The 15,908-nt window shown below is 64.7% G+C and carries 7 protein-coding genes; 4 read left to right on the top strand and 3 right to left on the bottom strand.

The genetic code is table 11. The features are described 5' to 3' along the window. The first annotated feature begins 1 nt into the window (after position 1). The 3 genes from ACIP5T_RS17075 to ACIP5T_RS17085 all read left to right on the top strand — a co-directional run bounded on the left by ACIP5T_RS17075 (position 2) and on the right by ACIP5T_RS17085 (position 6,896). The gene (locus tag ACIP5T_RS17075; RefSeq protein ID WP_400866078.1) at positions 2 to 2,380 is read left to right on the top strand and encodes a glycosyltransferase; all 2,379 of its coding nucleotides are present in this window, start codon (positions 2 to 4) and stop codon (positions 2,378 to 2,380) included. 57 nt (positions 2,381 to 2,437) lie between these two features. After that, positions 2,438 to 5,503 (top strand): glycosyltransferase, encoded by a 3,066-nt coding sequence (locus tag ACIP5T_RS17080; RefSeq protein ID WP_400866081.1) that lies wholly within the window; start codon positions 2,438 to 2,440, stop codon positions 5,501 to 5,503. A 274-nt stretch (positions 5,504 to 5,777) separates the two neighbouring features. Next, positions 5,778 to 6,896, top strand: a complete 1,119-nt coding sequence (locus tag ACIP5T_RS17085; RefSeq protein WP_400866084.1) for a polysaccharide pyruvyl transferase family protein — start codon at positions 5,778 to 5,780, stop codon at positions 6,894 to 6,896. Between the two features lie 83 nt (positions 6,897 to 6,979). On the opposite strand, the gene ACIP5T_RS17090 is transcribed toward ACIP5T_RS17085, so the two are convergent. Next, positions 6,980 to 11,080, bottom strand: coding sequence for a glycosyltransferase (locus ACIP5T_RS17090; RefSeq protein WP_400866086.1), 4,101 nt, complete (start codon positions 11,078 to 11,080; stop codon positions 6,980 to 6,982). Between the two features lie 228 nt (positions 11,081 to 11,308). Here ACIP5T_RS17090 and ACIP5T_RS17095 point away from each other — a divergent pair, with 228 nt between their 5' ends. After that, entirely contained in the window at positions 11,309 to 13,438 is a 2,130-nt protein-coding gene (locus tag ACIP5T_RS17095; RefSeq protein ID WP_400866089.1) for a hypothetical protein, read from the top strand. A 434-nt stretch (positions 13,439 to 13,872) separates the two neighbouring features. Here ACIP5T_RS17095 and ACIP5T_RS17100 read toward each other — a convergent pair whose 3' ends face one another. Both ACIP5T_RS17100 and ACIP5T_RS17105 read right to left on the bottom strand, forming a co-directional pair. Next, positions 13,873 to 15,129 (bottom strand): ATP-grasp fold amidoligase family protein, encoded by a 1,257-nt coding sequence (locus tag ACIP5T_RS17100; protein WP_400866091.1) that lies wholly within the window; start codon positions 15,127 to 15,129, stop codon positions 13,873 to 13,875. 112 nt (positions 15,130 to 15,241) lie between these two features. Beyond that, positions 15,242 to 15,895, bottom strand: coding sequence for a VanZ family protein (locus ACIP5T_RS17105; protein ID WP_400866093.1), 654 nt, complete (start codon positions 15,893 to 15,895; stop codon positions 15,242 to 15,244). Between the last annotated feature and the right edge of the window lie 13 nt (positions 15,896 to 15,908).

Below are 15,908 nucleotides of genomic sequence, written 5' to 3' on the forward strand. Positions count from 1 at the left end.
CATGACCGCGACTCCCCTCGTCTCCATCGTCGTCCCCGTCTTCAACGACGCGGACGTGATCGCCGGCGCACTCGACAGTTGCGTTCGACAGACTCTTGCAGCCATCGAGATCATCGTCGTCGATGACGCGTCGACAGATGGCACCGCCGCGATCGTCGAACGCTACATCGCGAGAGACCCCCGTGTTCGGCTGATCCGTCACGAGAAGAACGCGTCGGCGTACCACGCACGTCGCACCGGGATCCTCGCGGCGAAGGCGGACCACCTGCTGTTCCTCGACGGCGACGACGAACTCGCCGGCACCGCAGCCGAGGCAGCGGTCGAGAAGGCGACGGCGACCGGCGCGGACCTCGTGCAGTTCGGCGTCGACGTCGTGCAGCTCGACGGTCGCACCGGCGGGCGGTTCGAGTCGCGCCTGCAGCCGAAGCACTCGTCGCTCGCCGGAAGCGATGTGCTCCGCAACCTGTTCCCACTCGATCGTCCCGCCCAGGGGCAGCTGTGGCGGTACCTGTTCCGTACCCGCCTGCTCGTCGATGCCTACGCGCTCATGCCCGCAGATCTCGTACTGCCGAGGGTCAACGACCTGCCGATCACCTTCCTCGCCGCAGCGCTGGCCACGCGCCTCGAGTCGATCCCGGACCGTCTGTACCGCTATCACTTCGGGCGCGGTGGGAGCGGTCAGAAGGTGCGCGATCTCCGCACAGCATCGTTCTACGCGGGCGCCATCCGATCCATCGATTCGATAGAGCCGGCGGTTCGACAGATCGCCAGCACCAGCACGGACTCCGATCTCGTCCTCACGAGCTACGCGTCCGTCCGACGCGCCATCATCGGCTACACCACGCGCTATCTCGCGGAGCACACGCGCTCGGATCTGCGGAGTGCGATGTTCGCCGACCTGTACACGCGGGCCTCCGCCAGCGACATCGTGCAGTCCACCGCGCTGCACTGGCCCCAGGCGATGGACACGCTCGCCGCGCACGGTGACGCGATCGACCTCGCAGCTCGGCCGGTGCGCAGCATCATGCTCGCAACGAACCATCTGCGCACCGGCGGGATCTCGGGCGTCGTGATCTCTCAGGCGCGAGTGCTGCAGGAGTCCGGGTTCCGGGTCACGGTCGTCGCGCGTGAGCCGGGGAGCGACCTCTCCAGCCTTCCGGCAGGGGTGGGGTTCGCCGAGGTGTCGACTGACACCCTCGGCGGCGCGCTCGCGCAATGGGCCGAGGTGTGCGCGCTCCGCGAAGTGGATCTCGTGATCGATCACCAGTGGCAGTACTCGACGTCATGGCAGGCCTTCGCCCTCGCGGCGCGCGCAGAGGGCGTCGCCACCATCGGCTGGTCGCACAACTTCGCCGGTCGATCGCTGCTGCTCGGTCTCGCACGGCTCGAGTCCGCCCCGCGCTACTTTCCCCTGCTCTCGCATCTCGTCGTGCTCTCGCCGCTCGACGTCGCATTCTGGAAGCTGCGGGGGATGCCGCGTGTGTCCTACCTGCCCAATCCGCCGTCCTCGAACCTGCTCGCCGCGGGAATCGTGGCCGCGCCTAGGCGCGCACCTGCGGGCCGTCGGGCCGAACTCGTCTGGTGGGGGCGACTGCAGGAACGCACCAAACGGGTGAGCGAACTGATCGACATGGCCGAGCATCTCGATCGCATGGGTGTCGACTTCCGCCTTCGGATCATCGGTCCCGACTGGCGAGACATGACTACCGCGCAGCTGAACAGAACGGCCAAGGAACGAGGACTGGGCAACCGAGTCACGGCCGTGGGACCGCTTCGTGGCGACGCGCTCCTCGCGGCGATCGACTCCGCCGATCTCTTCGTGAACACCAGCATCATCGAGGGCTACCCGCTCACCATCCCTGAGGCACAGTCGCGAGGTCTCCCTGTCGCGATGTACGACCTGCCGTGGTTGGCCGTGACCCGCGAGAACGGCGGCGTCGCGACGACGAGGTGGGGGGATGCCGAGGCGCTTGCCCGACGTGTCGCCGAGATCGCGGCTGATCCGACCCGCTACGCACGCATGTCGGACGCATCGCTGGTCGCGGCCGAGCGCGAACTGTCCCACGACTTTGCGTCCTGGTATCGCGGACTCGTCTCCGGCACGCTGCCGTCCGAGCTGTCGCCCGAACCGACTCTCGCCGATGTCCGGCAGATCGTGGACCTGTCCATCATGTTCGCCGAGCAGCATGCGGCAACGCGCTCTCCTTCGCGCAGCACGAATGTGCGCAGTGGCGGCGAGGACTCCACGACGAGCAGCCGGCGCACGCTCGCACGACGCCTCTCGCGCAAGACGATCCCGGCGGCGCGGGCTGTGCTCGCGCGCGCGCCGTGGCTGAGACCGGCCGCCGAGCGTGTGCGGCGTGCGATCACCTCCGCCTGAGCGCGGACGACATCGAATAGCATCAGACAAAACGCCATATATCAGGGGGAATCGCGAGTGTCGGTAGCAGGATTGAAGAAGACGGCGCGGGCTCAGTACATCGAGGCACGCCGCGTGTACGCCACGGGCGCCTTGCTCAGGAGCGGGATATTCGACCATTCCTACTACTCCGAGATCGTCCAGCTGAAGGGGCAGACACCCCGACAGGCGATGCAGCACTATCTCGCTCACGGCATCGGATCGGGGCTTTCTCCGCACCCGCTGATCGAGATCGAGTTCTTCCCCTCGAGCGTCCGCAATGCGACCCGCGCGCGAGACGGGGTGGCGACGTTGCTCAGCTACCTGCGCAGCCCCCACGCGCGGACACACGCCTGGGGACCGTTGTTCGATCCTCGCCTCACAGACGAAGATCCCCTGGACCTGCTCTCCCGTCTCCGCCCCGACCAGGTTCTCCCTGTCCCCGAGGGGTTCGCGGGCGCCGTCCCGACCTTCGGCGAGGCGCGCAGGGCGGCCATCGAGTTCGCAGAGACCCACCGGGACCAGATGGCCGCCGCGCTGCCGCCTCGTCGCAAGACATGGGATCACAAAGAGACTCAGCAGTGGATCACGGGCGTCACTTCGGCGAACGCTCCCTCGCGCGCGCTCGTCTCCGTGATCATGCCGGTTCTGAATCGAGCCGATCTCGTGGGGGTGGCGATCGAATCCGTGCTCGCGCAGACCCATGACCAGTTCGAATTGATCGTCGTCGATGACGGGTCGACCGACACCACGCGTGACGTCGTCGCAGAGTACGTGCGCACCGACCCTCGGGTGCGCCTTCTCGCAGGTCCCCACGCGGGCGTCGGCGCCAGCCGCAACACCGGGCTGGAGCAGGCGCGGGGCGAGTTCATCGCGTTCCTCGACAGTGACAACAGTTGGACCCGCAGATTCCTCGAGCTGTCGTTGGCTGCCCTCGACGCGGCTCCCGACGTCGTCGCGTCCCATGCTGGACTGCGATTGCACGGCGACGACGATGTGGCCTATCGCGGCGGCGATGCACAGCTCATCGACCTTCAGCTCGCAAATTCCATCGACTTGAACGTGCTGGTGGTTCGGGCGCAGGCCCTGCAGGAGACCGGCGTCTTCGACGTCACGCTGCGCCGCTGGGTGGATTACGACCTCGTCCTTCGACTGGCGAAGCTGGGACGACTCGAATACCTCCCGTTCGTCGGATGCGAATACGACAACAAGAGTGCCGACGGGCGCATCACTCAGAATGAGTCACAGCACTGGCAGTGGGTCGTCACTGAGCGCAACCTCATCGACTGGGAGGCCACGCGCCGGTCCGTCGAGGACCGCGTCGCAGATCGCACGAGCCTCGTGACTGTCGTCGCCGGATCGACAGGGCACGCCGCTCGCTCCATCGACCGCCTCCTGCACTCCTTCGATGACGATCTCGAGGTCGTCATCATCGACAACGGCTCACGTGCTGCGGTCGGTCGGCACCTGACGCTCCGCTATATGAGCGAACCGCGAGTCCGGTACGTCCGCCTCCCGGCGAACAACAACTTCGCCCTCGCGGCCAACTACGGATTCTCCCTCACCACGGGCGCTCAGGTCGCGTTCCTCGACCCTGATGCGGATGCCCGAGACGGTTGGCTCGAGGCCCTGTCAACGAGGCGGCGGGAGCGCGGGGCAGCGGGTGTTCAAGCCCTCCTGGTGAACAGGGACTACACAGTGCAGCACGCCGGCTATGCCTTCTACGACCAGCTGCCCCTGCCGAGCGGGCTACTCGCGAATCTCACTATCGACGACGCCGCAGTCGTACGGACTGATGACCTGACCGCCATCAGCGCCAGCGCCAGTCTTTTCGACGCCGCGACCTTCGCCGAGCTCTCAGGGTTCGACCCGATGTATGCGAACGGCCTCGAAGATGTGGACTTCTGCCGTCGCGCGAAGCGCGAGATGCCCACGGCTCGATTCGAATGCGAACCGCAGGCGATCGTCGTTCATCAGCCGGGCACCAGTGCCTATCGCGAACGCCGACAGGTGCAGAATCGCCGCACCTATCTCGAGCGTTGGCACGGACAGAGCGCACCCGACGACCGAGACCGCTACGGCGCTCTGGGTATGACGGTCGCCGGCTTCGCGCCCACCTTCAGCCCTGGGCAGCCGTCGGCCAATCCAGTGCTGCTGAGAGAGTCGCGTCGTCTGGAGACCGCATCCGCGACCTCACCCACGCAGTTGCGCTGGGCCATCAAGACCGGCGTTCCGTGCACGCGGGGCGGCGATCACTGGGGTGACATCCCGTTCGCGTCCGATCTCGCACGCGCTCTCAGGTCTCAGGGGCAGCAGGTGGTCACGGATCGGCATGAGGCCTGGACCCGGTCGACCTCGTACCTCGACGACGTCGTGCTGACACTGCGAGGACGCCATGCGATCCCTCCGCAGCCCGGGGCTGTCAACATCCTCTGGGTGATCAGCCGACCGGAGCTGGTGACTGTCGACGAGGTCCGCGGATACGACCTCGTGTACGCCGCCTCGGAGAAGTGGGCAGCATGGATGTCGGCGCGCTCCGGTCGAACCATCGAGCCGCTTCTGCAGGCGACGTCGCCTGAACGCTTCCGGCCCGACCTGGACCCGGTCAGTGAGCCCGATGATCTGATCTTCGTCGGAGGAAGTCACGGGCACGAATTCGGACGCGCCATCGTAGGAATGGCCGTGCAGGCCGAAGCTCCGGTCGGCCTCTGGGGCCCCGGCTGGCACAAGTTCGCGCCCGAGCGCTATGTGCGCGACGGCTACCTCAATGCCGATCGTCTGCCGCACGCCTACAGGTCTGCGAACATCGTTCTCAACGACCACTTCGCCGACATGGCGGAATGGGGCTTCATCAACAACCGCACGTTCGATGCCCTGGCCTGCGGAACACCGCTCATCAGCGACGCGATCGACGGCCTGGAGATCTTCGAAGGCGCGGTGGTCATCGCGGACTCGGTGGAGCGCATGCGCGAGCTCGTCACCGATCGAAGCTGGATGCCGTCGGCCGAGCGAATGGCCCAGATCGCCTCGAGAATCCGCGCGGATCACTCCTTCGATTCGCGGGCCCGTACGCTTCTCGACGCGGCGCTGTCGCGGCGTAGCTGACGGGAGAGCACGTGCCACGCCTCCACAGCCCGGGTATCCGAATGGGATCGGTCATCGGATGCCGGCACGCTTCCCGACACCCCGGCGAGGCGAGTCCACGACTACTCGCCTTCTCTCTCGATTCGCTTGTATAGTTCGTGACAGCGTCGCCGGCCAGAAGACCACCCGAAGGTTCCGCGCCCGTCGAGTACCCGCCCGGTTCGACGAGCGGCTCCGGCGCCTCGGCCTGCTCTGACCTGAATACCCGCATCGTGCACGAAGACTGGGAGACCTAGTGCGAATTGCTCACTTCGGCACATTCGACGTCGCCAACTACGGCGATCTCCTGTTCCCCCGTCTTCTGGAATGGCGACTCGCAGACATCTCAGATGAGATCGTTCATATATCGCCGGTAGGCGGCATACGGATCTATCGGGATGTTCCCGTCAGCCGTTCTCTGGCCGACGTGCAGCGAGCAGGAACCGAATTCGACGCCGTCGTTGTCGGTGGCGGGAACATCATCCATGACAACGGGACCAACCTCGCCACCTACAAGAGTGTGAAAAGCGTGGCCTACCCGCGATTGTGGCTCGGTGCCACGCAACTCGCAACGAGACAGCGGATCCCTCTGGTGGTGAACGCCCCGGGAGTTCCCAAGGTGCCGGGCAGGACGGCCGCACCTCTGATGCGTCGCTTCGCCTCCCGAGCCGACTACCTCTCCGTCCGCGACACCTACAGCCAAGAGGTACTGCGGTCTATCGGGGTCCCGGGAGCCGCCGTGGTCCCGGATTCCGCACTGGAACTCCGCGACATGTTCACCACGAGCGCGCCTGCGAACCTGGACGTGCCGACCCGGCTGACGGAGACGTTGGACTCCCGGTTCGCAGCCGTGCACATCAATGCCCGCTACAAGGGCGGCGACGTCGCGTCGCTTGCCCGACGTCTCGATGAGCTTTCAGCGACGCTCCAGGCGACGATCGTCCTCATCGCCATCGGTCCGTGTCACGGCGACGACGAGTTCGCCGAGACGGTGGCTGCACAGATGCACTCTGACCCGGTCGTGTTCGCAGCGCCGAAGGCCGTAGAGGACATCGCCTACGTGATCTCTCGCTCGTGCGCGTACATCGGCTCATCCATGCACGGGTTCATCACTGCCGCGTCGTTCGGAGTCCCCGGACTCATCGTCGCCAGCCACGCCGCCCAGTACAAGTTCCGCGGGCTGCTTGCTCACCTCGACGCCGAGGAACGCCTGGTCTCGAGCTGGGACGAGGCCCTGAAGGTCCTCAGTGCCGGCGGCCGGCAGACCGCACTGGCCCCCGTCGATATCGAGCCGGCCCTCCGGAGAATCGACGATCACTGGGCTGAGCTTCGAAGCGCGCTCCAGGGCGCCGCCCGGACGGTCGCTGCCCACTAGCGGCGCGTCGGCCAGGAGGCGGACACACCCGCCGTCGGCCCCGTGCAGCGGGGCCGACGGGATCACACCGGGATCATTGCGTCCTAGTGCGGGGTTCTAGCGGTATTCACCGCTGATCGCAGGAACCGATCGAACCGGGGCTGCTGACCCGCGAGCATGCCATTCTCGACCAGCCAGGCGCGGCCCTCGATACGCGATCCTTCCGCCTCGACTTCGGCGGCCGTGCGACGGAGCGCATCGACCCATGTGTCGACCGAGTTCGCGACGGCTGTCACGCCGGGGATCGAGGTCTCCCGGTACGGCCCGACCGCGCTGGCGACAGTACGCATCCCCAGGGCGAGATGTTCGAGGAGCTGGAGGTCAGACCGGGACGCCCCGAGCCCTGCGTCCGCCAGCGGCGCGATCGCGAAGTCGACTCGTTCGGCACACTCATGCAGCCATTCGACGGACTGCGGGAACTGCCGAGCGCTCTCCGGCACCTCGAAGCCCTGCAGCCACGGTCGACCATCTCGCAGCTCTTCCAGCTCATCTTCAGCGGTGATGCCGATCAACACGAGTTCGAAGTCGGGGCGGGTGGCCGCGAACGCATCGAGCGCCGGGAGCACCACGTCGAGATCCGCGCGGTGCGTCCGGTCTCCGAGGTACAGCGCGCGGACCTTTCCGTCTCGCACCCGCGGACTGACCGGCACGCTCCACAGCCGATCACTCAGCGCGACAGGGAAGACGTCAACCGGCACATCCAGATCCGCCAATCGGTCACGGCGTGCCTCTGTCGACACCGAGAAGGCCGTCGCGCCGCGCAGCAGCGCCGTCGATGCAGGTGCGTCCGCGACATCTCTCAGGCGCGCGTCGCTTTCGGAGTCGGCCGGCATCAGATCGCCGTCCTCCTCGATCACGAGCGCCGCACCGGCCGCGCTGAGTGCCGCGATCAGGTCAGTGACGGCTGCGGCGGGTACCGCGTCTCGCTGCACGATCAATCCATCGATCAAGCCCTGCCGCACAGATGCGATCGCGCCGTCTGGTGTGACCCGCACGAAGTCCACATCGCGGGCCACAGAGTTCCGCGTGCGTTCCCACAGTCGGATATAGGTCGACGCGGGGGCTCGCGTGAGGTCGCGGGACGAACGGGAAAGGACGCCGACTCGGAGCGTGTCAGACGAATCGCCTTCCGATCCGGCGAGAATCCGGCGGTAGACGTCGAGGTACCGCAGTGCCATCTGCTTCGTCGTCCACGCGATGCCCCAACCGTTCTGCCAATCGTGGACACCGCGCAGAGCCGCCACGCGTGCCTCACGATCGTAGAGCGCCTCCGTCATCTGCGTGAGCAGGGAGGGGGCGTCCAGGCCGTCGAGAACCCAGCCGGCATTGAAGCGTCTCACGCGCTGCGCGACGTTGGGGAAGTCGAGAACGAAGACGGGGATGCCGACGCTCCACATCTCCGTGACGGTATGACAGTAGGTTTCGTCCCAGATCGAGAGCACCGCTCCCGCGTGGGGCGCGATCTTCTCGACGAGTTTGCCGAAGTTCTCACGCTTGTAGGCGCCGTGGTAGACGACGCGTGACCCCTTGGATTCGAACTTCTCCTTTATCGGTCCGAGAATGTGCCACTCGATCTGCCCCTGGGCATCGGCGTCCGCCATCGATCGCAGAATCTCCGCGCCCTTCGCCGCGTTGATCCCCCCTGGCACCAGAATTCTGATGGGCTCGCCGTATACCGGGCGAGCGGCGACGAAGCGGAGGACTTCGAAGTCCCGACCGTGTTCGATGACGCTGAACCGCTCGGGATCCATCTCGGGAAAGTGGTAGAGGATCAGGTCGCGTGCGCTGTCCGACGTGGTGACGAATGCGTCGCACATCCGAATCGCCCGCCAGAAACGGTCCTGCCACCATTGCAGCCAGTCGCCTGTCGGTGTCGGGTATTGCTGCACCGGCCAGCCGGAGTCGCGGTACACCGAACCTGACCCGACGTACTCGTCACCCAGGTACGTGCCCCGATCGTCGATCAACTTCAGATTGGGAGACAAGGCGTAGTAATCGTGGAAGGAGACGACGACCTTCATCCCGAGCTGGCTCGCGATGCCCGGCAGCGACAGCGAGTGCCACAGCAGATGCCTGATATGGACGATGTCGAAATCGCATTGCCTGAGCCACGACCCGACCACGCTGTCGTACTCGGGTGAGATGTGACCGATGGGCTCGAGCTCGTGATGCAGTTCGTGTCGGTACACTTCGTGAAGCTCGCCGTCGACGACCCGACTCAGAGTCATCTCCCGCGAATCGCAGCGCAACACCCAAGGCTCCACGGCGTCGTCGAGCGCGTTCATGAGGTCCGCATTCGTCTGGGGCGTCCCACCCGTCGTCGTCGAGATGACGTAGAGAACACGAGGAAGCGCGACAGCGCTCCTGGACGCCACGGTCAGCGCGACGTGCGCACGATTTCGCGCGATCGCGATCTCCGGGCTCTCTCGGAAAACGCGGATCGCGTGCTTGTATTCGGGGTATCGAGCGTCTACGACGGCCCGGCCTGCGGCGAGCAGTTCGGTCTTGGTATCGCCGAAGCTCTTCGATCGATCGTGGAAGACATAGGTGCTGTCATCGATGACGTGGATCCAACCGGCGCGGCCCGCGCGCATGCAGAAGTCGTTCTCTTCGCCATAACCACGCGGAAAAGCCTCTGAATCGAGCGGCCCGATCTCCTCGATGCAGAGTCGGCTGATCCACATGCAGAAGCCGTTGCCGGTGGGGACCCTCGGATACACCCGCACCGATTCCCGGCGGAACGCACGCGCATACTCGATCTCGTCGACGCCGGCAGGCAGCGGATTATCGTTCCCGATTCGCGGGGCCGAGAACGCGCCGGCCCGGTCGGACATGGCGGTCACTGTCGCGGTCCGAGGCGAGTTGGCGGCGGCCGCGAGCATGCCGTCGAGCCATCCGGGCGTCACCCGGGCGTCCGAGTTCAGGAGCACGACGTCGTCGTCCCCTGCTTCGACGATCCCTCGGTTCACGGTCCTCGTGAACCCCATGTTCGTCTCGTTTGCGAGGATCCTGAGCCTCGTCTCGCCGCGGTGGCGAGCAAGCACTTCCCTCACCCGTGCATCGGGTGAGCAGTCGTCGATCAGCAGGATGCGTGCGGATTCAGGGGTGTGAGCCAGGAGACGCTCTATGCATATCGCCACATCGTCCGGCGCGTTGTAGATCGGGACGATGATGGTCACGCCACGGCGCGAGGGCTCTTCGAAGCGGACGCTTCCCCCCTGCGACTGGCGCGGGCGTGCGCTGAAGCGATACTCGCTGCTCGTCGTCTGGTCGGGGAACCGCAGCGAGAGTGCGTGCTCAGCACCGTCGGAGATCCATCGGTGCAGCGGATTGATGAATCTCACTCCGCCCTGGCCGTTGGCGAGGCCAGCTTTGCGCAAGTCATTTCGCGGCAGCGAGTTCTTGACCGTCAGATATGGATGGCCGTCGAGAAGCACTTCGACATCGAAGACGTCGTCCGGCCAGTTCTCATTGATGGCCCATCCGCGCACGTCAGCGGCGTCGGTGACTTCGAGGCGGCCACGGTACGAGTCTTTGAGGGCGGCAGTGCTCACCTCTCTCTCGAGCATGATCGACCCGTCTGCGGGATCACGGAGCGACACCACGACGGAATCCGCCGAGGGGCGGAACTTGCCGGTGGGAACACTGAATCCCCACGATCCTGTTCCCGCTCCCGTGGCGAGTTCCGGAACTGCGAGGTCGCACCTGTGACCTGCGACGACGCGATGTTCGTCGAGATAGATGTCAGCGACGACAGGGTCGTTCTTGCCGTTCAGCTTCACCCAACCGTTCAGCGCCCGGTTCTTGGGCTCGCGGATGGCACCGCGCCAGGGCGTGCCGCTGAAAGGCGCTGCGAACTCTCGCTCTGCGATCAGTTCGCCCGATCCGTTCGCCAAGACTGCGACCTTCACACGCTCCCCGAACGTCGCGGAGGCGGGGAGTTCCCATACGTAACCGTGCCTGCCGTGAGCGTCACCGGCGGAGACGAGATCCTTCCGGAACCTGTCGGCGGGGACGTTCGTCGCGACGAGCACGCCGTCGAGCTCGATATCGATGTGAAGAGTCGAGTCATCGTCGTCGCGACGAGCCCACCCGAACACACCCCGTCCATTGAACCCGTCGATCACTCCGACCAGTGCTGTCATGTCGGCAGCCCCACCCCTCCTAGTACGGCGCGCAGAAAGAACCTGTCTTTGCGGATCACGAGCCGATGCCAGGATATCGCAACGCCCCGCGCGGCCTCGGTCCACGCACGCCCCGTCGCCACGCCGTCTCATCTGGCAGCTCAGACCGAGAAGTTCAGCGCGAACGCGCGCATGTACGCTACTGAAGGCAGACGCGCCTGCGCGAAGAGGATTGGGAGTGGCTGGACAATGAGCGACTATGTGTTCATCAGTGACCGGACTGGCCAGGCTGCACAGATCCTCAACAACCGGTCCTCTTCCTTGATCGCGGCGCTCGGATACCGCTCGGAAGGCGCGGAGCTCCTGGTCTCAGCGAACCGACGCATGGCAGCCATGCACTTCTCACGCTCCACGCACCTCTATCGCGCGAGCGATCAGAGGCACACGGATCTAGACGGCGCGGTGACCCTGCTCAAGGGCCATGCGATCAGGCGTGGCCGGGACGATGCCCATCTCCTGACCGCCGAGGCGATCGCCCGCGAGATCACGGGCGGAGGCTCGCCGACTCTGCGCGAACGCCTCGTCGGCGACTACGGCATCTGTCACTTCGGTGGAGGTGACGCGACCTTCGTGAGTGACCCCCTGTCGATGGTCCCGCTCTTCTACCACGAGGCCGGGGACGGGACATGCATCGTCACCACGCGACCGCGTTTGATTCAGGCCCTGATGCCGCACTTGGACTTCGACTACCGAAGCCTCGCCTGGCAGGCGATCGCATTCTGGCCCTTGGGAGAGGACACCCTGGTCAGCGGCATTCGTCGCGTTCCCCAGGGTGGCTGGCTCGGAATCACGGACAGCGGCGTTCTGGTCCATGAGCGACCTCTCTCCTATCTCAACCGTCAAGACGGCGGCGAGATGCGCGCGGAACTCGCGCGAGATCCCGAAGCGGTATTGGACCGTGTGGTCGGCGAGATGGCCGGCTCGCTTCGAGCTGTGTTCGACACGGGAGCGAGAGTGAACCTGGCGCTCACCGGCGGCCGCGATTCTCGTGCCATCGCGGCCTTGGCGACCATGACCGGTCCGCTCCCGGCCACTCTGGCGGCGTTCTCCAACGGTGTCCCGGATCACCCCGATGTCGTCGTGGGCCGTAGTGTCGCCGAGGCGATCGGGGCTGAGTTCACCAACAACATTCCGAAGCCGGCGAGCTTCTCCTCGGGAGACATATTCAGGCAGCGGCTCGGCGCGGTCTTCCGCTACGACGGAATGCTGCCGATCTGGGATGGCGGAGGCAGCGCGGGCATCTCGCCCGCGGTACTGCTCCAGGGTCACGTGGGTGAGGTGTATCGGGACAAGTGGTTCAGCACTCCGTACGCTTCTCCCGAAGATTTCGCTCAGCGGATGTTCGCGGGAGCCAACATCGATCCGAATGATCTCCTGCGGGCGGACGCTGCCGCAGACCTCAAGGAACAACTGGTTGAGCGCGCACGCTATTACGTCGACAGCGGCGCCAGCGTGGCCCAGCTCGGCGGCGTCTTCCGCATCGAGGGCATGCAGTCATGGGAGAGCGCACAGTTCTCCCAAGGAGCATTGTGGGCGAGCCACCCCGTGCATCCTCTCTACGACCCGGACCTGATCGATCTCTCCTTCCTGGCTCCGCCGGAATGGCGAAACGACGAGCGCATCCATTACGAGATCGTGAAGCGGAGTCGTTTCGATCTGGTCGACCTGCCGTTCGCCGAGCACGGTTGGCACGGCGGATTGGAACTGAATGCGGGGTGCAGCGCCGTCCACGTGCCTCCCGTGCGGAACACCCGCCAGCTCGTGTCGGCGTCCGGCTGGCAATCTGCTCTGTTCTTCAAGTCCCCCTTGCAGCGGCGCTTCCTTCAGATCATCGACGAATGCGGATCGAGCCCGCTCTGGGACTACTTCGACAAGGAGAAGGCGAGGTCCGCCATCACGGACGCTCGCGCGGACATCCCGTCGATCAAGATGACCCGGCTCTACTCACTCCTGACATCTCTGTGCTACGCGCACGGCTATGAGCTCCCGCTCAAGTTCACCGCCGAGGCGGGAACGGAGACGCTCGAAGCGCGAACGGTCTTGCGCGCGAAGTCGGGCACAGCCGTGCTGTTCGACGGGCGTCAGAAAGGGACACCTGTCGATCTCACCACTTCCGAGGCGCTCGACGGCATTCCCGTAGCGGACGCGCCCGACCTCGTCATCGATGCCGCGTCCGGTAACGACGCAGCTTTTGCGAGGGACACGGATGTCTACGATCTCCATCTCGAGCTGCGACAGGTCGCGAACGAGAGACGCAAACTCGAAACTGAGCTGCGCGCCGTACGGCGCGAATTGGATTCGTTGCGCAAGCGCGAGTAGCGGAACTAGTGATCGAGCCCTGATTGACAACGAGGCGAGGATCCCATGAACGCCGGTGCCAGAATCGACGGCTTGGAAGGTTCACTCCTTCTCGCGTATTGCGAACGAACCGGGGCGTCTTGCCGACGACCGTCACTATGGCGAGATCCCCTACATAGATCTTCGCGTGGGTCTTAAGGACTGTCTCTAAACAGTGCACCCGCCTAGCCATGAAGCACGAACGTTTCCTCGAACAAACCTTCGCGGTCGGCGTCTGCCGGCGAAATCGCCAAAACAGCTGGTTGAGTGCGCACGCAATAACGTCGACAGCGTTGTTCGGCTCCGTCGCCGCACCAAAAACTGGTCGGCACGGTCAAGGGCGTCCATCGCGAGATCATCAGCAGAAGTCCTTGATTCTGGTCAGAGCCAAACAAGACAATCCCCCACTCACCTCTTCAAAGACTGCCCTCGCCATACTTAGCCATTACGCGCCGCGCATGCTCATAGCCATCGGCTGCTAGATCCCGCAACACCGCGACTTGAGTGAGGTCTCCAGCAGCTACTCTGACCTCCGCTGCCCTAGATCGGTGCCATGGATTGTTTTCGGCGCGGCCGTCATGAAACTCGAGCGCCATGTTTTCGAACTCATCAAGCCTCGATGTGCCGACGAGGTATGAGCTCCCCTGCCGAACGGCCGCTTGCACCGAGAAGGCACGGCTGTGATCCCCGTTCAGCACTCCGATCACATTGGCCGCCAGCTCGAACACCGGACGGTTCGCAGATCTTCGCAATCGTTGGATAAGTGCGGGTGCGTAGCGTCGGTCACCTTGGACTGCACCGGCGGATAACAGACGAAGTACGGCCTGGTCCGTCGCGATGGTGGGTTCGCTGTCTAGCGATTTCGCGAAAGACGGAATATCAATATCGAACCCCGAGACTGCCGAAATCCCCTCTCCGTGGATGGCTCCATTCAGAGTATTCAAGAACGATTCTTCGTAGCGGATCATTCCTACATCGTCGCCACCCGACGCAAACGTAAATTCACCAAATACCGGCCCATCTGGGCCGTCAAAGCAGTCGACCTTCACGAACCTCGTGTCAAGGCTGCGCGATAAGGCAGCTGCCATTTCCAGCATTGCGCCAGCATACTTAGGCAAAACATGGTGCCCGAGAAGCCAGCGAGAGACGTCAATCGTGTAGTGCGACCCAAGGACCAGCGGAATAAATGCCCCGTCGAACACAGCTACGCGCGGCGGCTGGACGTTGCGATCTATCTGCGTAATGTGGCTTACCTGGCCTCGGAAAGCATAGATCTTGTAGTCAAAAGGAAGAGGCCTTCCCGACACGAGGGATGGCAGGCACTCCTCCGCGAGCCAGTAGTCCGGCTCCGGCCCGTCTGCCTTTATATCCGACGCAGTCAGCTCCTTAAAGGAGAGCAACTCCAGAAATCGATTCGCAGCCAGGCGCTGGAGGATGTAAACGCCCTTCGTAGAATGTCGGTTAGGCTGCTTGACGACGAATCGGTCGCCGAGCTGCATCCCCGCTTCCAGTGCGGCTCCAACGGTTTCAGTACGAATGTATCTAGGTACCTTATACCCCAAGGACGAGACAAATTCGTAAGCCGTGTACTTGTCGTCCAGCTCCCATGGCACTGGATCGATCGCAGGGTTTCGCTGACTGAACCGCTGTCGCATCAGGCTGAGGTACGTCACTGTTTCACCCTACGCCATCGTGCTAGTCCCGCGTTCGGCGTGACGCGTGTTGACCAATAGATCAGTGCGACAAACACCGTGACATTGTCGCGCCCGTCAGCGCAACCGACATTCACACCGGGATCCGCACCGTGGGCGCGTCCCCCGTCTCCCAGAAGTCCGCGTCCAGCACACGGGTCACCGGGTCGGGCTCCTCCGCCCGGACGTAGGCGGGCTGCGACGAACGAGCCGCCGCACGCGCCGCATTCTGCCGTTGCAGTTCGGCCGCGGCGGCGCGACGTTCCCACAGCTCGCGTTCGATCATGGTGCGATCCCTGGCGTGGATCATCGCCCTCAGGATCATCGCGAGCAGCAGACCCAGGTATCCGCCGACCGTGTTGGCGAGCACGTCGAGAACGGTCGAGACGCGCTCGTCGAGGGCGATGCCCTGCGTGAACTCGATCGCACCCGAGAAGGCCGGGAGGAGGAAGATCGCGACCCACCACGCCTTGCGTGCGAGTGCCAGGCCCAGCAGGAAACCGAGCGGCACGAACATGCCGATGTTCGCCACGAACTCCAGTTCGTCGTAGCCGAACCGCTCGGGTACGCCGAGGTTGTGCAGCGCACGGAGCACACGCCCGGCGATGCTGTCGAACTCGAGCTGCTCAGGCTGCGGCCACATCGTGACCAGCAGCACGAACGCGGAGTACACGATCAGCAGCAGCGTCGAGATCCACAGCCGCGCATGGCTCCGCGGCGGCGGGGGTCCCACCTGGATCTGGGTCATGGTCGCGTTCCTC

It is taken from the genome of Microbacterium sp. NPDC088619 (assembly GCF_044752825.1).
Taxonomy (GTDB): Bacteria; Actinomycetota; Actinomycetes; order Actinomycetales; family Microbacteriaceae; genus Microbacterium.

Coding starts and splice junctions, on each gene's coding strand:
- ACIP5T_RS17090 (WP_400866086.1), bottom strand. CDS start 11,080: ATGACAGCACTGGTCGGAGTGATCGACGGGTTCAATGGACGGGGTGTG.
- ACIP5T_RS17075 (WP_400866078.1), top strand. CDS start 2: ATGACCGCGACTCCCCTCGTCTCCATCGTCGTCCCCGTCTTCAACGAC.
- ACIP5T_RS17095 (WP_400866089.1), top strand. CDS start 11,309: ATGAGCGACTATGTGTTCATCAGTGACCGGACTGGCCAGGCTGCACAG.
- ACIP5T_RS17105 (WP_400866093.1), bottom strand. CDS start 15,895: ATGACCCAGATCCAGGTGGGACCCCCGCCGCCGCGGAGCCATGCGCGG.